Origin of the sequence: Paracoccus sp. N5 (genome assembly GCF_000371965.1) — a bacterium.
GTDB lineage: Bacteria > Pseudomonadota > Alphaproteobacteria > Rhodobacterales > Rhodobacteraceae > Paracoccus.
In genome coordinates, this window is the sequence record NZ_AQUO01000001.1 from 1,267,850 (window position 1) to 1,290,707 (window position 22,858).

Sequence of the window (22,858 nt, forward strand, 5' to 3'; positions counted from 1 at the left end):
GTGGGGCCACGGGCGCGTTCCCCCGGGATATTTGCACAAGAAAGAAGCCGGGCCCCGCCCGGGCACAGTGGAGAGCACGATGACCAAATACTGCCTGACCGTAGCCTGCCCGACGACGCGGGGCATCGTTGCCGCCATCTCGGGCTATCTTGCCGAGAAGGGCTGCAACATCACCGACTCGAGCCAGTTCGACGACATGGAGAACGACAAGTTCTTCATGCGCGTCAGCTTCCTGTCCGAGGAGGGCGTCGGCCTCGAGGAGCTGCGCGCCGATTTCGCCGAGACCGCCAAGGCCTTCGGCATGGTCTCGGCCTTCCATGACGAGGCCGAGAAGATGAAGGTCGTGATCATGGTCAGCCGCTTCGGCCATTGCCTGAACGACCTTCTGTATCGCTGGCGCATCGGCGCCTTGCCGATCGAGATCGTGGCGGTGATCTCGAACCACATGGACTATCAGAAGGTGGTGGTGAACCACGACCTGCCCTTCCACTGCATCAAGGTCACCAAGGAGAACAAGCCGCAGGCCGAGGCCGAGCAGATGCGCATCGTGCGCGAGACCGGGGCCGAGCTGATCGTGCTGGCGCGCTACATGCAGGTGCTGTCGGACGAGATGTGCAAGGAAATGTCGGGGCGGATCATCAACATCCACCACTCGTTCCTGCCGAGCTTCAAGGGCGCCAACCCCTACAAGCAGGCCTTCGAGCGCGGGGTGAAGCTGATCGGCGCCACCAGCCATTACGTGACCGCCGACCTCGACGAGGGTCCGATCATCGAGCAGGACATCATCCGCGTGACCCATGCGCAATCGCCCGAGGATTATGTCTCGCTGGGCCGCGACGTGGAAAGCCAGGTGCTGGCGCGGGCGATCCACGCCCATATCCACCGCCGGGTGTTCCTGAACGGCAACAAGACCGTGGTCTTCCCGCCATCCCCCGGCAGCTACGCCAGCGAGCGGATGGGGTGATCGTAGTGAAGGACAGCCCTGGAGCCTCTCACGCTCATCCACATCCAGTTTTTGTTGGGAATCCTGGCGGCAGGCTGACCTTCTCCGGCCCGTCGCCCTCAGCTGCAGCACTTTCCCGCCCCAGAGACCGTAGCCATGCCTCCTGTCCGCAAATTCGCTCCACGCCACCTCGTTTTGCCCTGGTTGCGCAGGATCAACGAAGTTCGCCGCCAGTTGCGCGACCAGGAGGCGATACTGGTCGTCATGGCGGCCGGGCTGGGCGCCGCCGTCGGGTTCGCGGTCTCGGGCCTGCACAGGCTGCTTCTGGCGGCGCAGGGGCTGCTGTTCGGCCTGCCGAGCGACGGTGCGCTCAGCGGCCTGGATGAAGTTCCCGTCTGGCCTTACATGCTGGTCCCGGCAGCAGGCGGGCTGGCGCTGGGGGTCTGGGCGCTGGTCGCGCAGCGCATCCGCCCGGCCGAGATCGTCGACCCGATCGAGGCCAATGCGCTTTACGGCGGCAAGATGTCGGTCTGGGATTCGCTGCGGCTGGCCTGGCTCACGCTGCTCTCGAACCTGTCGGGCGCCTCGGTCGGGATGGAGGCGGGCTACAGCCAGCTCGGCGCCAGCCTGTTTTCCGCAGTGGCCCAACCCTTCCGACTGCGGCGCGAGGACAAGCGCTGCCTGACCTCGGCCGGGGCGGCGGCGGCCATCGCCGCGGCCTTCAACGCGCCGCTGGCAGGCGCGTTCTACGGCTTCGAGCTGGTGCACGGCTCCTACGCGCCGCGCAACATCGCCATCATCGGCGCGGCGGTGATTTCGGGCACGCTGGCGCGCCGCGCGGTCGAGCCGCACGGCTCGCTGTTCCACCTGCCCGAGGTGATGGCGCTGCCCGACACGCTGCTGCCGCTGTTCATCGTCATCGGATTGCTGGCGGCGCTGGTCGGCACCGCGACCATGCGGCTGGTCTCGGTCTTCGAGCGCCTGTGCCAGAAAAGCCGGCTGGCGGCTTGGGCACGGCCGGCGGCCGGCGGGCTGGTGCTGGGCGCCATGGCGCTGGCCAGCCCGCAGGTCCTGGGCAGCGGGCACGACTCGATCCAGGTGCATATCAGCCAGAACTGGGGCCTGGCGGCGGTGGCGCTGCTGCTGCTTGGCAAGGTCCTCGCCTCGGCCCTGTCGCTGGGCGTGGGTTTCCGCGGCGGGCTCTTCAGCTCGTCGCTGTTCATCGGCTGCCTGCTGGGGGCGCTGGTCGCGCAGCTGCTGGTGCTGGCGCTGCCCGGCCTGCCCGAACTGCGCATCCCCGCCATGCTGGCCGGCATGGCCGCGGTCGGCGCCGCCATCACCGGCGCGCCGCTGACCATGGTTTTCCTGGTGCTGGAGATCACCGGCAATTTCGCCTTTACCGTCGGGGTGCTGACCGCGGCCTTCATCGCCTCGACCGTAGTGCGGCTGACCTTCGGCTATTCCTTCTCGACCTGGCGCTTCCATCTGCGCGGCATCCCGCTGCTGGGGGCGCATGACGTGGGCTGGGTGCGCGAGCTGACGGCGGGGCGGATGATGTGCAGCGACATCCGCCGCGTGCCGCTGCACCAGCCGCTGGCGCTGTTGCGCGAGGAACTGCCGCTGGGCAGCCGCAAATACGCCTTCGCCGTGGACGAGCACGACCGCTATGCCGGCATCATCGATATGGCAACGGTGCACGACCCCGAGATCTCGGATCTGGCCGAGGTGCTTCTGGCGGCAGATTGCGTGATCGGCGCCGAGGCCCGCGTGCTCCGGCAAGATAACATCCAGCTGGTTCTGGACCTGTTCTCGCGCACGCAACTGGAGATCCTGCCGGTACTGGACGGACCCGCGACCACGCGCGTCGTCGGCTCGCTGACCGAGGCCTATTGTCTCAAGCGCTATGCCCAGGAACTCGACAGCCGCCGCAGCGACGAGATCGGCGCGCCGTAGGACTTTCTCGCTAGGTGTTCAGTCCCGGCATCTGGTGGATCGGATCGACGATGAATCTGTCTGGCTCTGAAGTCCAGACCTTGCAGATGTATTCGTAAGGCGTCAGGCCGCTCAGCGTCTTGAGCCGACGGGCAAAGTGTCCCCCGTCAGCGCCCATGGCACAGATTTGAGGTTGTGATTTAAGGAGGATTTGGGCTTCGTCGTAGTGACGAAGGAACGAAGATGAAGCCCAAATCCTCCAATACAAAATTGCCGGCCAAGTCCCCTGCTGAGCGGGTGGTCAAGGACATTCGGCGTCAGACCCGTCGGCACTTCTCAGCTGAAGACAAGATCCGGATCGTGCTGGAAGGACTTCGCGGTGACGACAGCATCGCCGAGTTGTGCCGCAAAGAGGGCATCGCCCAGAGCCTGTATTACACTTGGTCAAAGGAGTTCATGGAAGCGGGCAAGCGCCGGCTCGCCGGCGATACCGCCCGTGCCGCGACCACCGGTGAGGTTCAGGATCTGCGCCGCGAAGCCCGTGCCCTGAAGGAATGTGTGGCGGACCTGACGCTCGAAAACCGTTTGCTTAAAAAAAGCATGATCGCGGATGGGGGCGACGACGAATGAGGTATCCCGCATCCGAGAAGCTCGAGATCATCCGGATCGTCGAACAGTCGCACCTGCCCGCCAGGCAGACGCTGGATCACCTCGGCATTGCCCGCCGGACCTTCTACCGCTGGTATGATCGTTACCGGGAAGGCGAGCCGGAAGCGCTGGAGGATCGCCCTTCGGCGCCGAGCCGGGTGTGGAACCGCATCGGCGAGGATATCCGGGACCAGATCGTCGAGATGGCGTTGGAGGCGACCGATCTCAGCCCGCGCGAACTGGCCGTGCGATTTACCGATGAACGCCAATACTTTGTGTCCGAAGCCACGGTCTACCGTCTGCTCAAGGCCCATGACCTGATCACCAGCCCGGCCTATGTCGTGATCAAGGCGGCCGATCAGTTCCACACCAAGACCACACGGCCGAACGAGATGTGGCAGACCGACTTCACCTACTTCAAGATCATCGGCTGGGGCTGGATGTATCTGTCGACGGTGCTTGACGACTTCTCGCGCTACATCATCGCCTGGAAGCTATGCTCCAACATGCGGGCCGAGGATGTGACCGACACGCTGGACCTCGCACTCGCCGCCTCGGGCCGCGACTGCGCCACCGTGCTGCACAAGCCGCGACTGCTATCGGACAACGGCCCGAGCTACATAGCGGGCGAACTGGCCGAATACATCGAGGCCAAAAAGATGAGCCATATCCGCGGCGCCCCGTGCCATCCCCAGACCCAGGGCAAGATCGAGCGCTGGCACCAGACCCTGAAGAACCGAATCCTGCTAGAAAATTACTTCCTGCCCGGTGATCTCGAGGCCCAGATCGAGGCCTTCGTCGAGCACTACAACCACCAGCGCTACCATGAGAGCCTGAACAACGTGACGCCTGACCTGCCCCCCGGTGGTCCCTCGTTCATAACGAGAGTCTGCGGGTTTGGGATTGGTAGTTGGGTTGGTCGGTTTGGGCAAGCGCGCCGGGAGCGGAGCTCTCAAATTGCTCAAGCGTCCGGCGCGCCTCGAGCGGCGCTTGGTTGCCGAGCGATGAATGCGGCCTGACGGTGTTGTAATCGTAGCGCCAGAGCGCCAGCTTCCGGCGGGCGTCGTCCAGGGTATCGAAGATCTCCTCGTTCAGAAGCTCGTCGCGCAGGCTGCCGTTGAACGACTCGATGAAGGCGTTCTGCTGTGGCTTGCCTGGATCGATGTAGTGCCAAGGGACGGCGTTCTGATCGGCCCACCTCAGGATGGCTCGACTGGTGAACTCGGTCCCGTTGTCGCTGACGATGCAGGCGGGTTTCCCGTAGATCCTGACCAGCGCATCCAGCTCTCGGGCGACACGAGCGCCCGAGATGCTGGTATCGGCGATCAGGCACAGGTTCTCGCGACAGCAATCGTCGATCACCGCCAGGATGCGGAACTTGCGCGAGGCGCCGAAGCTGTCCGCCAGGAAGTCGAGCGACCAGCGGGCATTGGGACGCGCCGCCTGCGGCATCGGCGTGCGTGTGCCGCGGGCCCGCTTGCGCCCGCGTCGTCGCTTCACCGACAGCCCTTCCTCCCGGTAGAGCCGATAGAGCTTCTTGTGGTTCATGATCATGCCCTTGCGTTCGAGCAGCACGCCGATCCGGCGATAGCCGAACCGGCGCCGCTTCCCGGCGATGTCCTTCATCTCCTCGCGGATCTCGGGGCAGTCCGGCGGGCGTGTGCGCCGGACCGTCTTGGGATCGACACCGACAAGCCGGCAGGCCCGGCGCTGCGAGATATCGTGATCCCGCATCGCCCGCAGCGCTGCCTCTCGCCGCTTGGTCAGCGTCGTCAGTTCTTTCCCAGCAGGTCTTTCAGGACGACGTTGTCGAGCATCGTGTCGGCCAGCAGGCGCTTCAGCTTGGCGTTCTCGTCCTCAAGCGCCTTCAGCCTGGCTGCCTCGGATACCTCCATGCCGCCATACTTGGACTTCAGCTTGTAGAACGTCGCCGGGCTAAGGCCATGCCTGCGGCAAACCTCAGCCGTCGGCATCCCGGTCTCCTGTTCTTTGATCATCCCGATAATCTGCGCCTCGGTGAAACGGCTCTTTCGCATTCGTCTGCTCCTTCAGGGTTGAGCAGACTCTACATCATGGTGCGGGACTTCGTGGGGGGCAGGTCACGCCGGCTGACGCCTACTTCGGCAGGGCGCCGGACATCATCAAACAGCGCGAAAGGATCAAACGTAACCGGCCGATTGTTACCGCGGCGACTGAGCCTTGATGCGGGCGACGAGTTCCGCGTCATCGACAAAGTCGTCGAGGAACGCGTGCCAGGTTTCGGTGGTGATGCGCGCGTCCCTGAGCATGTCTTTCAGTTCATCGATACCGTCATCGGTCAGGGCGGTGACGGTGTCATCCGGGCCGGTATAGACGCTGATGATCGAGCCATAGGTCAGGTTGTCGTCGTTGTAGACGATGGCTTTGAGAAGCTCGGGGTCTTCGCCCAGCATCTTTGCGATGTAGTCGAGGGTGCAGACGTGGGTGACGGTTGCCATCAGGCGGCCTCGTGCAGGGCGGAGGGCAGCGGCGACCAGTTCCAGGGCAACAGATCGTCGAGCCGATTGATCTTGTGATCATGGATGCGGGCCAGGATGTCGGCCAGATAGGCTTGGGGGTCCAGGCCGTTCATCTTGGCGGTTTCAACGATGGTCATGGCGCGGGCCAGCGTTTCGGCTCCGGTATCCGCACCGGCGAAGAGCCAGTTGCGGCGCCCGACACCGATCGGGCGCAGCGCGCGCTCGGCAGGATTGTTGTCGATCGCCACCCGGCCGTCCTCAAGGAACAGGCTGAAAGCGTCCCGGCGGCTCAGCCCGTAACGAAAGGCCTTGGCCAGATCGCCCTTGCCGGGGATCCGCGAGAGCTGCTGCTCTGACCAGGCGAAGAAGACCTCGACCTTCGGAACGCTGTGTTTCCGGCGCGCGGCAAGGCGGATATCGGCGGGATGGCCGGTGATCTCCCGCTCGATGTCATAGAGCGCGCCGATACGGTCGAGTGCCTCGCGGGCGATCGTTGATTTGGTCTTGGTCCATTCATCATGGAAGTCACGCCTCAGGTGAGCCCAACACGCGGCCTCCCGAAGGCGGGGCTTCCCGTCGGGTTCCGGTTCATAGAGCTTGGCATAACCCTTGTAGCCATCGGCCTGGAGAATGCCGCGGGTGTTGGCGAGATGGCCGTGGACGTGCTCTTCCTTCCAGTCGGGCGCGAAGGCATAGACCGCGCCGGGCGGTGAGGCGCCTGCCCAAGGGCGCTGATCGCGGACATAGGCCCAGATCCGGCCCTTCTTCACACCCTTGCCCACCCCCTTGTCGCGGCCCGCGCGATCCAGCACCCGGATCGGTGTGTCATCGGCATGAAGGAGGTCGCTGGCCATCACATCCACCTCGATCCGCTCGATCAGCGGTGCCAGCACCTTCATGGCGCGACCGCACCAGTCGACCAAGGTACTGTCCGGGATGTCGGCGCCCATCCGGGTGAAGATCTCGTGCTGGCGATAAAGCGGAAGGTGGTCGTCAAACTTGGAGACGAGGATGTGGGCGAGCAGGTTCGCACCGGCCATGCTGCCGGGGATCGGCCGGCTGGGGGCCGGCATCTGCACCATGCGTTCACAGCGGCGGCAGGACTTTTTCAGGCGGGCGATCTGGACAACCTTCAATTGTGCCGCGATCAGATCCAGCATCTCGCTGACATCTTCGCCCACCAGGCGCAAATCGCCGCCGCAATCGGGGCAGCAACTGCCGGGGTCGAGCTCCCGCCGCTCGCGCGGCGTGCTGTCCGAGACCCGGGGACGTCGGCGGGATGGGCGCTCGGCAGCTTCATCGGCAGGTGCCGATTCCAGCCCATCATCGTTTTGGCCGTCGTTCACGACGTCAGGCTGGCCTTCGGCCGCTGCGATCATGAGATCCTCGAGCGCCAGCTCCAGCTGTTCGATCTCGCGCTCGATCTTTTCCGAGGACTGGCCGAAGACCTGCTTCTTCAGCCTGGCAATGCGCAGCCGCAGGGACTGGATCAACTGGTCATGGGCGCGCAACGTGGCCGAGATCTTCGCGTTTTCCGCCTGCAACGCCGCGATCAGCGACTTCAGAAGCGCCGGATCATCAGGAAGGGTCTGGGCCGCATTCGACATGCGCCCACCTACCACAAGGCAGGCAAAATTGCCATAAAAACAAGGCGTTTTAGCAGGGTAAATCAGCCCACCCGGGCCGGTGGCGCGCCCCAATCCGGCCTGCGCCAGTCAATGCCTTCCCACAGCATGGCCAGCTGCGCCGAGGTCAGGCGAACCGCACCATCCCCGCGCATCGGCCAGGGAAAGCGCCCCTTCTCCAGCACCTTGTAATACAGGCAGAAGCCCTGCCCATCCCAATGAAGCAATTTCAACCTGTCGCCGCGACGCCCACGGAATGCAAAGACCGCACCGCCGGTCGGCTTCTGGCGCAGAACATCCTGGGCAAGTGCTGCCAGCCCGGCGAGCCCCTTCCTCATATCTGTCACGCCGCAGGCCAGATAGACACGAACGCCGGTTCCCGGCCCGATCATGCCCCTTCCACCGCACGGATCACATGTGTCAGCGTCACGGTATCCAGAGCCGGATCGAAGCGCAGGCAGCGACCATTCGCCAACTGCAACTCGATCTGGGCAGGCCGAGGCGCTCCTGTGCAGATGGCCGCTGTCTGCATCACCAATTCCGTGGGCCGGTCCAATCCAACCGGCAGAAACAGCGTCTCCGGAGACGCCGAAACCACGCCCTTCTTCTTCAGTTGGTGCCGCCAGGCATAGATTTGCTGCCGCGTCACATCGTGCCGCTGTGCAACCTGCGTCACCGTCGCCCCGTCCACGCCGACCGACAAAACGATCTCGAGCTTCTCCTCGTCGCTCCACCGCCGCCGCCGCTCCAGTCCAAGAATATCGCCCCGCATCCCCACACCCGCATAAGACACGTCATTAACGACGTCACTATGCACGTGCCTTAATCCATCAGCCCAAACTCAGGCAGGCGGTAACAATCGGGCCGTTACGATCAAACGAAAGACCATCGAACATCGGCGCTTGCAGCACCGCAAGCTCGCCGCATAACATCAACCCCAAGACGAGGCCCGCTCTCCGCTAATCTAAGCCCCGATCTGAGCCAAATGTTCTGACGACGGACAGTCTTCGTCCAAGCAAGACGGATAGTTCGCGATCCATTCCTGCAGATGCTGGCGTTCCTTGAAGCCCAATTCGGAAAAGCAAAGTGCCTTGAGGGGCTTGATCGAGTTGTCATCTTTATCAACACGAAACATAGGCCTTACCCCTCACCATTTCGCACATAGGTCACATAGAAGCCCTTGATGACCCGGTGCTCCTGCAAACGGTCCCCAAGTGAAAACCCGTCCTTTCTGATGGGTGCCTGGAAAATATCGAGACCGCGATCCAGAACGATTTTCCAGCCGGTGTCGGTAACGATATCGCGCGCATGCGCGGTCCCTGTGCCATCAAAGGCCCATGTGAACGCAACGCCAGAGCCGACGCAGGCGTCCGCGATTGAATCCAGCAATTCACGTTGTTTCGCGACGTTGCCATCATCAGGACCGGTTACGAGATGAACGCTGATCTGGTCCTCGGGCGACTTGCGCCGAATGACCATTTCGACGAATTCCATCATGTTTCGGATCTGGTAGAAGAACCGCACATAGGGGTCCGTCACGATAATCTTGGATGCGCCCGCAATGTATGGGCCAAAGAGGCGATCGTAGCTGATCCCCTTGCGATCCTCAGTGAAGACGTGATGCCCTTCTTCCAGAGCAGGTTTTACGTCTGTCTTGGCCGCAAGAATGGGCTCTGCCGCGGTGCCGGAAGCTGATCCCGCTCCACCAGCGTCCGAAGCGGCATCGCCACCATCAGTCGACGTCTCGGTCTGTTCCTGTTCCTTGGGATCCAGCGCTGGCTTGAGATAGTAGAACTGCGGGTATTCTTCTTCCTCGACCGTTGTTACACGCCGCTTGGTGCCGTCGGATCCGAGGTAGTAAAAATCGACCTCGGGATAGGTGCTGTCGATGCGAGCTAGCTGGTCTTTCACGCGCTTGCGGCTTTCCATGGCAAGCCGAAGTAGTTCTTCGACATCTTCCGCTGTCTCGCCGCCATTTGGGAAGATCAGCTTTAGAAGCCCGGACATGGTCTTGTAGATTGCATCCCGATCTCGCGTCGAAATTTTCTCGCTGATCTTGAAATGCAGGTCTGGCCGATGTGAAAAATCCTCCTGCCGCAGGTGACGCAAGATTTCGGCCAGATAGTCGACAATGAAGCCGTACCCCTTGGTGAACATCTCGCCGCGGATCACGTCGATTTCCCAGCCGGGCAAGTAGGCATGCAGGCGGTCGATGAAGGCCGAGTCATGGAACTGGGGTGGCAGTGCCTCAAAGAGGTCGCTGTTTTTTAGCATGAAAGGCACATTGTGGTCGGTGTTCCCGACGAAGGCGAAACTCGCCTCGGCGCCCATCGGATTTACCCCGCGCGAGAACTGCTTGTTCGCCATGTAGTTTTTCATGATGTCGACAAGTGCCTTGTTGGCCGTCTTCTCACGGCCGGCAAACTCATCAAAGGCCACGACATCCCAATAGCCAACCAATCCGATCCGCCCATTGGAGTTGTTCACGAAGAGCTTAGGAACCGTGATCTCGCCGCCGGAAATCAGCTGACCATGGGGCGAAAACTCGGAATAGACATGCGATTTGCCTGTGCCCTTTGGACCTAGCTCGATGAGGTTGTAGTTCCGCTCGACGAAGGGGACCAGGCGCAGCAACTGCAAAAGTTTTGACCTGCGCCCGAACAGGGACGGATCAAAGCCGATGCTCTGCATCAGAAGATCGATCCATTCTTCGGTGGTGAACTTGTCCCGCGTCTCGCGATAGCCGTCATAGTCCACACGGGCGATCTGGATCGGTTTCAGCGTGTCGATGATCCAGGGGGAAATCCGGCTGTCTTCCGAGAACTCGTACTGCACATCGGCGATGCACCAGATACCCGTTACCAGCAGTTTCGGGTGCGCCTTGACCGTGGCGCTGTCGATGGCGACCCGCTTTATTCCGAGGTTTTCGAAGACCGCCTCATAGGCATCGGTCTTTTCGTTCAGCGCCACGCTGACCTGATCGATGACCTTGTAGCGACCGCGTTCCTTGATCGTCGACTGGACCAGCCCCGCTTCGGAACGATGGACATAGTGCTTGCGCAGGATGTCCTTGACCGTCTCGATGCCTGTCGCAATCGAGGCTTCGTCGTCGGTCGCACAATATTGGCCGAGCAGGTATTCGAGCACATAGGTGGGAACAATGGCGTTCCCCTTCACGGCCTTCACCAGGTCCTTACGGACCACGAAACCGGCAAAATGCTCGTTGATCTTGTCATCAAGGGTCGACATCGGCACCTCAGAAATCGAAATCTGTACTGATCCCGCGTTTCAGCAGCAGCGGCTGCGAAGCGTGATCTTCGAAATGGCTGGTCTTGCCGATGCGCGTTCGCAGCTTCAGGAAGACTGTCTGATTGTTATAGGCGTCTGCCGCCTTGGACAGCAGGAAGCTCCGCGACAGCTCGCGCTCACGGGGATTCTCCGACACGAAATCGAATTCCAGCTCGGCTTCGTCAGAGATGAGCGATCCATCGTCAGCAAAGATCGCAGCATGCACCTGTCGGGGCTGCTGCTTCTCGGTAACTGGCTCCGCCTGATAGAAGGTGACCTGGATCTGACCCGTGGTGATCTGGGCGCGGGCTGGCGGAATGATCTGCACCGACACCTGCCCGACATCCTCCTTGCGCTGCTTGCCCACACGCAGGACTGGCAGGACGATCTCCTGCAGGCTTGCGCCGCCGTGGACAAAGCGGCTGCCTGATCCCTTTACGCGCAGGCGGTTGATCGAGTTCGGGATCAGGATGTCCTGATCACCCTCCAGGCCAAGCTGGGCAGCCGTAAACTTCTTCATGCCACCGCTGCTGCTGAGGCCACGTCCGATCACATAGCGCCGGTTGCTTGTAACGATGTCGCCTTCCGGCTCGCTCAGCGCAAAACCGCTCTCTTCCAAAGCCTTGTGTTGCCACAGGAACCCATGATCCGCCGTGATCAGGATGTTCGAGAAATTGGCGGAGGTCAGCTTGCGCACCAGCTTCACCAGATCCTCAATGGCGGTCTCTGCCGCTGCGGGAACATTCTCTTCGGTGGCGAGCTTGTCGCCAATTGCGTCAATCTGATTGTGGTAGAGATACAGGATGTCGTGATCTCGGAAGAGGTCTTTGCCCTCTGACGATCCAAGATTCATGAAATCCTTGGCCGCCAGAACCTTTACCCGGTCTCCAGCACGGCCAGCAGCCAGCGCCTTTTCACGAGCGGCAGCGCCCATGGTGCTTTCACCGTCCAGCAGCACCAGATCATTGTCGTCGCGGATCGCCAGTTGTCGGTGCGGCAACAGCGCCGCCATACCAAGCTGCGTGTAGCTCGGCAAAACCCCGATCATCGGCTTCAGTTCAGCATCGAACCGATTGAGCTTGCGTATCTCGCGCAGTGCCTCTTCGGCCACCTCATAGCGCAGCGCATCCGAGATAATGACAACGACCTTCTGATCCTTGCGCCGGTATTCAGCAGCCTGCCCCCGGTAAAAATCCACCTGACGTGGAAAGCCCGGGACCGCCCAGTCCGTGAGGCGAGCCACCTGATCCTGCCAGGCATCGTTCAACTTGAGCACGAAATTCGTGGTGTAGCGGTTCTCAACCGCCTCATAGAGCGCCGACAGCAGACCGGACTGACCGCTTTTCTGCATGTGATAGATGAACTTGCGATAGAGCTGGTCCAGTCGAAACCAGCTTGCGGAATAGCGCTTCACACCATCGGACAGGCTGGTCATCGTCAGATCAGCCTCGGCCAGCGCCTGCTGAAACTCGGTCGCATAGCCAATGGCCTGATAGACATCGGCGTAACGGCTATACCAATGGCTCTGTCGGCGATCACGCACCCATTTCAACACATCCGTCGCCGGCAGGCTCTGCTGCGCCAGCCCCTCAACAATGGCCACGATGATACGGCGATCGACTTCCTCGAAGTGGTCATGCGGGATCAGGACGCGGAAATCGCGGGAGGCCAGATCATCTTTGATCTTCAGCACATCCTGGTAGTCGCCAGATAGCTTCTCAAACGCCTCACCCCACCGGCGGGAGGTGCTCCAGCGACGGAACATCAGGGCCGCGTCGGTATTCAGCGGCGCAGCCTCCCCCATGGCCCGTGCCCAGGCGCTGGAAAACAGCGTGATGGCGAAATCCTGAAAATCCGGGATATCCGGCGTATAGCCGTAGCGTGCGGAAACCTCTTTCCAGAAGAAGTCTGACAGCCCGACCCGGTCAATAAGCCGGAGTGCATCATCATGGTCTTCAGCAAGTTCGGCTAGCAACGCCTCGATCACAGTATCCAGATCGCCATCCGTTCCCGCGCAAACGGCCAGCATCTTACGCCGGACTTCGTTGGCGCTTTGTGACGGGCGTTCATGCTCGATCTCCCGCAGCGCTTCCAACCGCTTACCGGAACGGTAGAATTCGGCGTGTTCGCGCACGGCGGCTTCGTATTTCGCCGGGATACCCAAATCCGCCACCCAGATCGCAGCCTGATCAGCACGAAAAACGGCACTGGCCAATTGCACATCCAACAGCCAGTTTTCGGTCATCGGGGGCTCGGGGCCATCCTTGTAGAGCAAGAACCGCTCCTTCGGCTCCTGCCGCAGCATGCGATATTTCAGGCCGAATTCGTTGTTGGCGATCTCCACCTTGGTCACGCCGGGCAGGTCTACCGCATCGAACGCCGCGCGCAGATCGCGGGCGGCATCATACCAGAATACAATGCGGTGCCCCTGATCCTCATAGAGCCGCATCAGGCCGGCGGTGATGCGATCAGTCATCGGCAACCTCCAGTCCCTTGATCGGCTTCAGCGCGCCAGCGAACAGCGGATAGTTACGCTTGACCCCGTCATCGAGATCGATGGCGATCTTTTTCTGTGCCATGGGGTAGACGACATCACGTTCCCATTCGGTCAGCTCGGCGATCTGCTTGATGACCGTGCCAATGTCCTTCTGCGCCTTGGTGCGGGCGCTTTGCGTGGCGTTCGGATCATCAGCTAGCTTTTCCAGTCGGGCACGTTCGACTTCCAGCTTGTGGATGAACTCGCGCAGATACTGGTTCAGCACGACCGAGACCGTGTCGGGCCGGTAGCGGTGCATATAGATCAGCGCATTGAAGCTGCCCTTGGGGCTGGAGAACATCCAATAGATTGGGCGCTTTTTATAGCGGCGCACATGATAGTCGAAGAAATCCTTTGTGAACCAGCGGCGCAAATCCTTGCCGAGTGCCGCCTCAACGAAGGCGAGGTTTTCGCGAAACTTCGCCTCGCCAAAGGTAACGCGCAGGAAATCGCGGGCTCGCGTGACGATGTCATCGGCGAACCAGTCGGCATCCAGCACCGGTATGACATTGTCGCGGTCCGGCGCGAACGTCGGTTCCGGCACGCGGGCCAGATACTCCTCGATCCCCTCGCCCTGATTGGCGAGGATCAGACCAGGCGCGTCGAGACTGTAGCGCCCGAACATACAGCCCACGGCATAGTGAAGGAATTCGGCCACCGTATCCTCGCGCAGCCGTGCCTCGCGGTCCTCCTCCGTGCCTTTCACGCCATAGCGATAGGCCGGGTTGCAAGTGAGGGTGATTTCCTCAATCGGCACCTCGGGGGTGAGCTCGTCCTGCAAGCCATAGGCCTCGATGAAGATGCGGTTGTTCTCTTCCTCCAGCCGCTGCATTTCATCCGTCATGCCCTGCCAATAGGCACGGAGGTTGACGTAGGTGGCTGCCAGCGTCTCGGCGTGGTGGTCAGGCGAAAGCAGCGGAAGGGTAGTGAAATCCCAAGAAGTTTCGTAGGAGTTCCAGTCGGCTTGAGCGGTGTCTATACACTTCTGGGCGACGGTGCCTGTCCCTGTAGGCAACGATACTGGAATATCCGCGAGGTTACCGGGGTTCACATTCAGCGTTGGGTTCAGCGCTCCTAAAGTTGAGTAAACAACTGGCGAGTTGAGTAATGCAGCGAACTGTGCCTGCATGGAGACATCGTTTATTGGGCAAAGGCCGGATGCATCGTCAAAAAGAAATCCATGCCCTGTGGATCTAAAGCTGACCAATCCAGTAGTGATCTTCGTCCATGAAAGAGCTGGTTTAAAGATATACTCAAGGTTGTGGTTCGTTGACCCAACTTTGTAACCATTGCCCTTCATGTTTAGGAGTTCAGCGCCGTCATTCCCCCAGTTTACCACGCACTCGACGTTGCCATACCACCTTCTGAAGGACCCTCCCTTCAAGTATGGGAACCACTTCGCTCCCGACGCCTTAGCGGCGTCACGACTTTCTAGCCCGCTCGCAAACCTTGCAACTTCTACCTCATACCACTGCCTTATGAAGCGAGGGTTGTCGGCAGTTACCATACCTTTTCGGGGGCTCGCGAAGTCCTTAAGCGGTTTCGAATTAGCGAACGTTTCTCGAAGCTCGTGGCTTGCCCAATAAGATAGCGGCGCTCCGGGAAGCTTTGAGAAGTCATCAATATCCGCCACGTAGAAATAAGGAGGGCAGCGTTTTGCTTTTCCTATCGCGAATATCTTTGCCTTTTCTGTCTCTGTGGCCCCCTCAACCAGCCTTAGAAACTCGGATTTCTTATTATCGTCCTTCCCATTCGCGAAGACGAAAGCAGTTGTGGAGACGACGTCTCCGCCAATGGTATCAAATGCATTCTCTCCGAGATGAGCCATCGAAAGCAGCGTCTTTCGTGCAAGCAATTTTCTACGCAGCTTGGAGAAAGAGGACAGGAACATCCACGCTTGCATGTTTATCATGGCCAGCAGACCATTCTGACGCGTCGCTCTCAGTCCTCGCTCCATGAAGAGTGCGAAAAGGTTGGCTGAACTGTCCGGGTATTTCTCGAGAGCCCAGCCCTTCAAGACGGGATTCGCGCTGCTGATGTCCATATAGGGCGGGTTGGCCACCACCACATGATATTTCGGCGACAGTGCTTCGGCCAGGCGCAGCACGGCGACAATACGCGCCTGCACCTCCTTCAGCAGAAGATCAGCACCCAAATCGCGCGCCTCCACTACCCGCCGCGTCTCGGCCGGATCTCGCAGCTTCGGCACGATCAACGAGCCGAAGTTCTTGGCCTGCTCAAACTGCCCCAGCGTCTCGCGCAGTTCATCGGTGAATAGGTCCTTGCCCAACACCGCGACCACATCTTGCATCTCGGCAGGCGTGAAACGGACATCTTGCAGCACGACGATATTAGGCTTGGCCTCCATACGCAGGAACCGTCGCCGCCCCAATTTCGCCGCTGCTTTCATCGACAGCGCGAAGGCTGCCAACGCTCCGGCGCGGTCGTCGATCTCAATGCCCGTCAAGTTATGCTGCAGGATCAGGCTGGGGATATTGGTCGCGTCATGGCCTTCCTCGGCGTAGATTTCATAGAGCAGGTCAAAGGCATAGGTCAGCATATGGCCCGAACCACAGGCCGGATCGCAGATTTTGATCTCTTCCGGCCGAGCAATCTTCAGGAAGTTCGTCTCCGGCTCTTCCGGCGCGATGTAATAATCCATCTTCGCCGCCAGCTTCGACTGGGGCCGATTGAGCAGCCACAGCCGCCCCAGCGAGTTTTCCACCAGATAGCGGACGATCCAGTGCGGGGTGAACAGCTGTGTCGCGGCGGGGATATTTTCTGCCGTGATCTTCTGGTTCTTCTTCAGGCCCGCAAAGACCTGATCCTTCTTCTCGCTGATATAGAACTGGTAAAGCCAGCCGATGATCTCGACATCCTGGCAGGCATCTTCCGTCATCACCTTGCGCAGGCGGGCAAGGATGCTGTCTGGCGACAGAAGATCGTCGGGCATCAGCAGTTCGGTATAATCTTCGGCCCGATCGAGCATGTCGGCGCGCTCGAACATATAAGGCATTACGCCGTGCCATTCGTTGCAGGCATGGATCAGCAGCAACCGATAGGCCTCTGCCTGCGCGTCATGGGCAGGGCGAGTGCCGTTCAGGTATTCCGCAATCTCGGGCCGAGCGCGATCCGGCAGGTTGCCAGCCATCGCCTCCGCCAGAATCTCAGGCCGGGTGGCACCGTCAGCGGGTGATACGACACGCGGGTTGGTCAGACCCGTCACATCCATGAAGCGCAACGCGGTGAAGCGGTTGAACCATGTATAGGCGGCCTGTTCGATCACTTGGGCGCGGTTGCTGTTGGTCGCAGCCTCCAGCTTCGCAATCGCCTTGGGATGCTCGCGGCGGGCCGCTGCGCCCTCGGCCAGGACCATGTCCAGCCGAGCGGTGACCTGATCGATCAGCAGATTGCGCGCGCTTTGCGCAAATTTTTTCAGGGCGTTGGTATCCATCAGACAATCACTTTCTTGCCCGCGCCGATCTCGGCCAGCAGGGTCTTTTTCATCTCATCAATGTAGCGGGTCACATCGTCCTCATCTTCGAGATAGGTTTTCGCGAAGGAGACGGTAATCGAGTGGGCCCTGATATATTGCGGCTTTGTCGGTGCTGGCGGAACATATGGCTTGGCCTGAGCTGCGGCCACGCCACCTGCGGGTTGGGGCTGCGGCGCGGGCGCCGGTGCAGGCGTTAGTTCGGCGATCCGCGTCAACGTGTCAGCCAAAAGGTTAGATCGCACCTCTGTCGCCCGATGGCGCAAGGCTGGGATCAGGGTTTGCGAGGCGACGTTGGATTTCTGCGCGGCAAGCTCATCGCGGATACGCGTCTGCTGCTCTGGCGGGAGCGCACGGAATTCCGAGGTCTGGGCCGCTTTTACGGCCACCTCTTCGATCGCCGCGATAACGGCGTTACGCTCTGTCAGAACCGTCTGTTCAATACGCTCCTTCAGAGCGTAGAAATCTGCCTTCAGTTCCTGAATTGCCGTCCCCTTGAAGCACTGCGGATCGGCCAGCGCCTGTCGCAACGCATCAGCGGCAGAATTATCAACAAATGTGACGTTCTGATCCTGCGCCATCAGAAAAGCGCGCACCTCATCATAGATGCCCTTCTGCGGTCCGGACATGAAACTGCGAATTTTGTCGAGGATCTCCTCCTTGGCATCCAGCAGCTGATCTTCCTGCCCGACGGGGCCAGTAATGAACCATGTCGCCGATTGGTCGCGCATGCTGTCGAGCAGGGTCCGCAGCGGATCGAGGGCAGCGATGAAGGGATAGCCCGTCGCCTGCCGGCCAAGAGTTTCCAGTTCGCTGATCAGCTTGCGCAACTGCACCTGCCACTCCGCCCCCAAGCTACGGGCGTCATTGCCCGAGGCGGGCAGATCAAACAGCGCCTGAAACAGTTCGCGAGATTTGCGGATCTGGGGAGCGGTGAACTCGATCTGCGGCGAGAGCAGGATATTGCCAAGGGCATGGCTGTTGCGCAGCTGCTGCACCAGCGCATCCCCTTCCAGCAGAGTGCTGTCAGCCCGCGCCTCAAGTTTGCCGCGGGCAACAAGGCTTGCGGTCAGGCACAGCACCGCGATGGAAGGCCAGCCATAGGGTTTTGCGCCGAACTTCTCGACCAGAGCCTTGACTGAGACCCGGGTTCCAAGACGCATCTGGGCCTGAGCGTGATTCAGCACGTCCTGCTCGGCTTCGGTCAGACCGCTGCCTTCACCGCCGAAAAGCCCACCATCGACACGGCCGGCGCGTCCAAGATCGGCTTCGGTGTAAGTAGCGCCGCGCAGGACAGGCAGGCTGGTATAGACCTTGTCCACCAAGACCTGGAAACCTTTGACCAGCCGTTCCTGCGGATCTTCGCCACCGATTTCCAACTCGGCCCCCCGCACGAAAAGACGTGCATCCGCGATCAGAGTGCGCAGACGCTGCACCAGCTCTTTTTCACGGCGTGTATTCTGATCACGCTTCTCCGCGATGATACGATCACGTCCGGGCTGGGCGTCGCCGCTGGTGACCTGACGCGCAAACTTTACGGTCTGGAGCCACAGTACGAGATCGCGTGTAAAACGCACATCGCGCCCGAGCAGGACAACCATCTCATCGCTTGCCATGCTGTTCGAACGAACCACATCCGGTGCGTCGGAATCGTCGCTGAACGGCGAGATGATATTGACGGAAAGTTCATGTTCCCGGTTCAGGCTGTGGCCGTCAAGCTTGCGGGTGAAAGCGTAATCGACGCCCGTGCCGGCATGCTTGATCTTGCCGTGACGGAGGATCGCGCCGAACGCCAGTTCATCTAGCTGCCGTTCTATCTCGGCGGGATCGACGGCGATTGCCTTGATCTCGGCCTCGACGTCCTTTTCCTCATTGGTGAGGAATTCATAGACCTCGCCGTTGCGCTGGATCAGCGTCTGGCGCTCCAGAAGAGACAAAGCCTCTTCGATATTGCGACGCTGCTCCGTCTGGTCCGCCTCGAACCGGGACTGCAGGAGGATCGATATGTTGCGGGCAGTCGGTTTGAATTCCTTGACGTATTTGACAAGGAACAACACCTTCAGCACCCGCACGGCAAAATCATCGCCAAGGTTCTTTTCAGCCAGTTGGATTGACTGCTGAACCGATGATTTCAGGGCGGTGCGAATCCCCTCAAACATCAGGTCAAAGGTCGCCAGCCCCCCAACCGGCGTGTCGGCCAGCTTTTTGGCCACCTCCTGAAACACCCCCAGCATAGAGCGTTCGCCGACCGAACTGTGCTTGCCCTCAAAGGCGTTATGCTGCGAGAGGCCCATGATCGCGCGCTGGAACAGGTCATACTGGTAGTTCGGGAACGGATAGCTCGCGACGAACTGGTCTTTTCCTGAGAAGTTCTTGAACTTGAAAGAGTTATCGCCAAAATCGAACAAAGTGCGCAGGTTGTTTTCCTCCGCATCGTAAAGATTGCCAAGGGTAATTTTGCCCGCCTCGGTCTTGGCCAGAAGGCGGCGCTGAATAACTTCGGCCACATCCTGAGAATTTAGCGGCATCCGGTTGGCGAAGCGTGCCTGGATCTTTGAGAAGTCGTTCTCCTGCTGCGCCGTCAGATCCCCGATTACCGAACCCATGTCCTGCTGGGCGGTGACAACAATCCAGGCCTGCCCCTTGCATTTCGTGTTCAGGCTTTCGGCAATGGTCTGCAGGTTCGTCATCAGTTTGACGTTGTCGGCGATATACTGCCCCACCTCATCGACGAAGAAGTTCAGCCGGAACTTCGGCCCCTGCGCATCGATCCACGACTTCACCATATTGGCGAAATCCTCGATCGAAACCTTCGTATCCTTACGATACTGGCCAAGAATATCCTTGACCTCATCGCCCGTGACGTCGGCAAAGGCGGCGGCAATGTGCTTGCCTTCCATCAGAGCCTGTTCGCGCCCGCGCTCCCAAGGCTTTCCGGAAGACTGCGCAAAGGCCGCCTTGAAGGCATCGAGCTTGCCTCGACTGTCCAGATCACGCTCGAACTGCGCGATATGCGGGAGCTTGCCATAGTAGCCGCACATCTCGTCAAAGACCTTCTGGAAGACCGCGAGGAGCGCATCGACATCCGCCTTCGAGATCACATCCGCCTTCTGGTCGATATTGAACAAGACCGACCTAGACGGAATCGAGACTGCCTTGCGCAAGGCTCCCGCCAACATCGGGTCCCCTGCGAGCTTGCGTTCGAAGATTTCGACGGGACGCTGCCCTTCGACCTCGTCATTCTCCAGCAGAAGGGCGAGCATCTTCAGCAGGTGAGACTTACCTGACCCGAAGAAGCCAGAAATCCACACGCCGTTCGCGGTATCATAATTGTTGTAGGCGTCGAGGAATTGCTCCAGCCGAGCGCCGATCTCATTGGTGATGACATATTCATCGAGCTCGGTCAGGAGGCTGGCCTTGTCGTCAGCCTTGATCACCCCATCGATCGAACGGTCGACCGGCTTGGCAAAGATATCACGTAGAAGAGTAGCCATCGGTCAGACCTCGTAATTCATGATATTGAACGCGCGGTAGTATTTGTCGTCATGCAGCAAGCCGAACAGTTCCAGCGATGCTCCTGTCGCCAACGCGTGCGTGTATTTCCCCGGAAAGAACATGACCGTCGGGCGGTCTTTCGCGGTGCTTTGCAGGTTGTTGAGTACGTTGTGCGACCGCAGGTAGGGGTAAACTTCGCCTACGCCTGACAGGAAGATCACGTCGTGCGGGACTTCTTCAATGCGCCGCCCAATCTCTGGAATGAGGTGCGCCTGCGGGTCCAGAACGCCCTGTAACAGCTCCTTGAGCTCCGCCTTTTCCGTTTCGGCTTCAACCTCAAGGATCTGCTCGAAGATTCCCCGGTCTTCGAGGATCCTGAGCGAAAGGTCATAGAGATCGATATCGAGGACGCGCACACCAGCGTGGCCCAGCCGGGCGATCAGATCCTCGCGATCCTCGCCCAGGCTCAGTCCGTCTTCGGCATCAAAGGCGCAGATGAAAAAGGGAACCTCGTTTCCCAACCCTTGCTTTTGCAGGAACCGTTTACTGGAAATCACTTTGAACAGGCGCTCGGCGCGGAAGCGCCGATCAGCTTTGGTTCTCACAATCACCCCCCATTTCCGGGAAAGACCTGCAGATCCGCCGGATTACGTTCCACAATCAGCCGCTTCATGCGCCCCGACAACCAAACCGGCTGAATTCTACCCTCAATGCTGAGCAGTCCCGCCTCACGCAAAATCCGAAACAAGACCTGACGCAATTTCGCGCAAGTTGATGGCGAAAGCTCCGCAAGGGTAGGATCAGTTTCGGCTTTCTCCGCGAGAAAACGGTCAAAGACCTCATGGCCCAGATCAAGGCGCCATGATTGGTATCTTTCACTGATTACCTCGACAGCAAATTCGTGCACGAACCGATAGGTCCGACAGATGGCTAGCCAGATTATCGCTTGCTGCTCGGCGCGGTCAGCTTCCTCCAACAGGTAATGGCGCTCTGCATCGGAAAGGTGACCTATCCGGTCATACACTTCACGAAGGGCGCGAGTTTGTGAGGCGAGTTTAGGCAAAGAAGACGCGCCCTGGGCAAGCAGACGCTCACGGGCACAAGCCCAAGTTTCGCCAGTTCGATATTCTTGGGAAATCGCAAGGCTTTCATTGAGCATCAGACCGCCCACACTGAAGGACATGCGGTATTTCGATACGGTAGCCATCATCGGGATGCCGTCGCGCTGGCTAGGTCAGCCTCATCGAACTCATGCTGCGCACGGCCAAGGGCCGCTGCAATTTCGTGTTCGTTAGCTGCAACGATGTGCTGGGTCCGGGAATCACGGGTCCGCGCTCCTTCAAGAAGTCCCAGTCGCTTCAGCACATAAAACAGCATCGCGTAGCGAACAGTTAGCACAGCCCGCCCGTCAGTCATGTTGTAGTCCGTCGCGACCACTGCCTGCTGGCCGGCCGACAACTCGGGATGTGGCACAATGATGATGTCGAAGGTTTCTTGCCACAGCCTGTCCTGGGCAGCCCGAGCGCCCGGCTCACCAAATTCACCGTGACCAAGGACGCGTGACAGCAGGAAATCCTTGAACCTTTCCGCTTCATGACACCAAGCGCGAACGTGCCAACGCAGGCCATCAAAGCCAAAAGCGTGGGGGGTAATGCGCCGCCAAGCAGGATCAGGGCGATCACGGCTCATGGATTGATAGTGAAGGACGAGCGATCGCTCTTCACGCACTGCCGTCAGAACTGAACGCAGAACTTCGGTATCGATCTTACGGCGCAAAGTAAGCGCGATATCCATGTCAGGCGGGATGGAAAGCCAGTTTGAGCCTGACTCTACGAAACCTTCTGCCATCGAGCGCAGCCGCATAAGATAGGCATCCGGATCTGGATCAAGGAACACTGGCCGAAAATTCGGCCCTGCCACGTAGCGACGAGCGCTTTTGTCGTAGACCGCGTTCAGCGGCGCCCGCTCCTGATAATGGGTCAAATCCTTTGACGCCTGCGGAACCGAAACGCCAAACGTATCGATCAGGTCAGAGCGATTAACGCCCCCCTCCCAGAACAGACGAAATTCGATGAACTCCAGTCGCCTCTCGACACCCCATTTCAACATTGTTCGTCCCGCCGCTCTCACGAGGATATAAAATATATGGACACCCCTACAATACCCGCATACTTTCTATTCCTTCATGCATCCCCTTGTCAAGTCTGGGGGAGACCTGATGCGAGTTATTCACACAGCAGACCGGCACATCGGCCAGACCCTGAGTGGCTGCTCGCGCGATTATGAGCATCAGGTCTTCTGTGATTGCTACAGAGGGCGTAGATTGTTACCCCCTAGGCGTCCAACGCTACGTCCTGGCGATCCGATCGGGGCACGAACTGCTCGTATTCCCGATAACAT

The 22,858-nt window shown here is 59.8% G+C and carries 14 protein-coding genes and 2 pseudogenes; 3 read left to right on the forward strand and 13 right to left on the reverse strand.

What is annotated here, in order from left to right; all coding sequences use genetic code 11:
* Positions 1 to 79 precede the first annotated feature (79 nt).
* On the forward strand, positions 80 to 964 hold the full coding sequence (gene purU / locus PARN5_RS0106340; RefSeq protein WP_017998937.1) for a formyltetrahydrofolate deformylase: 885 nt from the start codon (positions 80 to 82) through the stop codon (positions 962 to 964).
* 213 nt (positions 965 to 1,177) lie between these two features.
* Positions 1,178 to 2,896: a chloride channel protein gene (locus PARN5_RS0106345; protein ID WP_017998938.1), complete on the forward strand. Its 1,719-nt coding sequence runs from the start codon at positions 1,178 to 1,180 to the stop codon at positions 2,894 to 2,896.
* Positions 2,897 to 2,906: 10 nt separating this feature from the next.
* On the opposite strand, the pseudogene PARN5_RS24530 reads toward PARN5_RS0106345, so the two are convergent.
* Positions 2,907 to 3,035 (reverse strand): annotated as a pseudogene (locus PARN5_RS24530) (IS481 family transposase); the annotation flags it as partial.
* A gap of 83 nt (positions 3,036 to 3,118) precedes the next feature.
* On the opposite strand from PARN5_RS24530, the pseudogene PARN5_RS0106355 reads away from it, so the two are divergent.
* Positions 3,119 to 4,374: pseudogene (locus PARN5_RS0106355) on the forward strand (IS3-like element ISPko4 family transposase); the annotation flags it as partial.
* 25 nt (positions 4,375 to 4,399) lie between these two features.
* Here the strand turns inward: PARN5_RS0106355 and PARN5_RS21725 are convergent.
* From PARN5_RS21725 to PARN5_RS0106415, 12 genes are all read right to left on the reverse strand, one after another.
* Positions 4,400 to 5,559, reverse strand: a protein-coding gene (locus tag PARN5_RS21725; RefSeq protein ID WP_085999840.1) for an IS3 family transposase whose coding sequence is annotated in 2 segments (ribosomal slippage) — positions 4,400 to 5,310 and positions 5,310 to 5,559 — 1,161 coding nt in all. Because the reading frame shifts where the segments join, the coding sequence is not laid out codon by codon here.
* Between the two features lie 144 nt (positions 5,560 to 5,703).
* The gene (locus tag PARN5_RS0106370) at positions 5,704 to 6,000 is read right to left on the reverse strand and encodes a hypothetical protein (protein ID WP_011746419.1); all 297 of its coding nucleotides are present in this window, start codon (positions 5,998 to 6,000) and stop codon (positions 5,704 to 5,706) included.
* A complete protein-coding gene (locus PARN5_RS0106375; protein WP_017998944.1) occupies positions 6,000 to 7,628 on the reverse strand; it encodes an IS66-like element ISPpa5 family transposase in 1,629 nt (542 codons plus the stop codon). The genes PARN5_RS0106370 and PARN5_RS0106375 overlap by 1 nt, the downstream gene beginning before the upstream one ends.
* Positions 7,629 to 7,690: 62 nt before the next feature.
* Positions 7,691 to 8,038: an IS66 family insertion sequence element accessory protein TnpB gene (gene tnpB / locus PARN5_RS0106380; RefSeq protein ID WP_017998945.1), complete on the reverse strand. Its 348-nt coding sequence runs from the start codon at positions 8,036 to 8,038 to the stop codon at positions 7,691 to 7,693.
* Positions 8,035 to 8,463 carry a transposase gene (locus tag PARN5_RS0106385; RefSeq protein WP_197029475.1) on the reverse strand — a complete coding sequence of 143 codons (429 nt, stop codon included), beginning with the start codon at positions 8,461 to 8,463 and terminating at the stop codon, positions 8,035 to 8,037. The genes tnpB and PARN5_RS0106385 overlap by 4 nt, the downstream gene beginning before the upstream one ends.
* A 323-nt stretch (positions 8,464 to 8,786) precedes the next feature.
* Complete coding sequence (brxL, locus tag PARN5_RS0106390) at positions 8,787 to 10,895, reverse strand: BREX system Lon protease-like protein BrxL (RefSeq protein ID WP_017998947.1); 2,109 nt, start codon at positions 10,893 to 10,895, stop codon at positions 8,787 to 8,789.
* A gap of 7 nt (positions 10,896 to 10,902) precedes the next feature.
* Entirely contained in the window at positions 10,903 to 13,410 is a 2,508-nt protein-coding gene (gene pglZ / locus PARN5_RS0106395) for a BREX-1 system phosphatase PglZ type A (RefSeq protein WP_017998948.1), read from the reverse strand.
* On the reverse strand, positions 13,403 to 16,924 hold the full coding sequence (gene pglX / locus PARN5_RS0106400) for a BREX-1 system adenine-specific DNA-methyltransferase PglX (RefSeq protein ID WP_017998949.1): 3,522 nt from the start codon (positions 16,922 to 16,924) through the stop codon (positions 13,403 to 13,405). The genes pglZ and pglX overlap by 8 nt, the downstream gene beginning before the upstream one ends.
* Positions 16,924 to 20,457 (reverse strand): BREX system P-loop protein BrxC, encoded by a 3,534-nt coding sequence (gene brxC / locus PARN5_RS0106405; RefSeq protein ID WP_017998950.1) that lies wholly within the window; start codon positions 20,455 to 20,457, stop codon positions 16,924 to 16,926. The genes pglX and brxC overlap by 1 nt, the downstream gene beginning before the upstream one ends.
* A 3-nt stretch (positions 20,458 to 20,460) precedes the next feature.
* A complete protein-coding gene (locus PARN5_RS0106410; protein WP_026155214.1) occupies positions 20,461 to 21,063 on the reverse strand; it encodes a DUF1788 domain-containing protein in 603 nt (200 codons plus the stop codon).
* Between the two features lie 2 nt (positions 21,064 to 21,065).
* Complete coding sequence (locus tag PARN5_RS23350) at positions 21,066 to 21,668, reverse strand: DUF1819 family protein (protein ID WP_081614938.1); 603 nt, start codon at positions 21,666 to 21,668, stop codon at positions 21,066 to 21,068.
* Complete coding sequence (locus tag PARN5_RS0106415) at positions 21,665 to 22,567, reverse strand: WYL domain-containing protein (protein WP_017998953.1); 903 nt, start codon at positions 22,565 to 22,567, stop codon at positions 21,665 to 21,667. The genes PARN5_RS23350 and PARN5_RS0106415 overlap by 4 nt, the downstream gene beginning before the upstream one ends.
* Between the last annotated feature and the right edge of the window lie 291 nt (positions 22,568 to 22,858).

Coding starts and splice junctions, on each gene's coding strand:
- purU (WP_017998937.1), top strand. CDS start 80: ATGACCAAATACTGCCTGACCGTAGCCTGCCCGACGACGCGGGGCATC.
- PARN5_RS0106370 (WP_011746419.1), bottom strand. CDS start 6,000: ATGGCAACCGTCACCCACGTCTGCACCCTCGACTACATCGCAAAGATG.
- PARN5_RS0106375 (WP_017998944.1), bottom strand. CDS start 7,628: ATGTCGAATGCGGCCCAGACCCTTCCTGATGATCCGGCGCTTCTGAAG.
- tnpB (WP_017998945.1), bottom strand. CDS start 8,038: ATGATCGGGCCGGGAACCGGCGTTCGTGTCTATCTGGCCTGCGGCGTG.
- brxL (WP_017998947.1), bottom strand. CDS start 10,895: ATGTCGACCCTTGATGACAAGATCAACGAGCATTTTGCCGGTTTCGTG.
- pglZ (WP_017998948.1), bottom strand. CDS start 13,410: ATGACTGATCGCATCACCGCCGGCCTGATGCGGCTCTATGAGGATCAG.
- pglX (WP_017998949.1), bottom strand. CDS start 16,924: ATGGATACCAACGCCCTGAAAAAATTTGCGCAAAGCGCGCGCAATCTG.
- brxC (WP_017998950.1), bottom strand. CDS start 20,457: ATGGCTACTCTTCTACGTGATATCTTTGCCAAGCCGGTCGACCGTTCG.
- PARN5_RS23350 (WP_081614938.1), bottom strand. CDS start 21,668: ATGATGGCTACCGTATCGAAATACCGCATGTCCTTCAGTGTGGGCGGT.
- PARN5_RS0106415 (WP_017998953.1), bottom strand. CDS start 22,567: ATGTTGAAATGGGGTGTCGAGAGGCGACTGGAGTTCATCGAATTTCGT.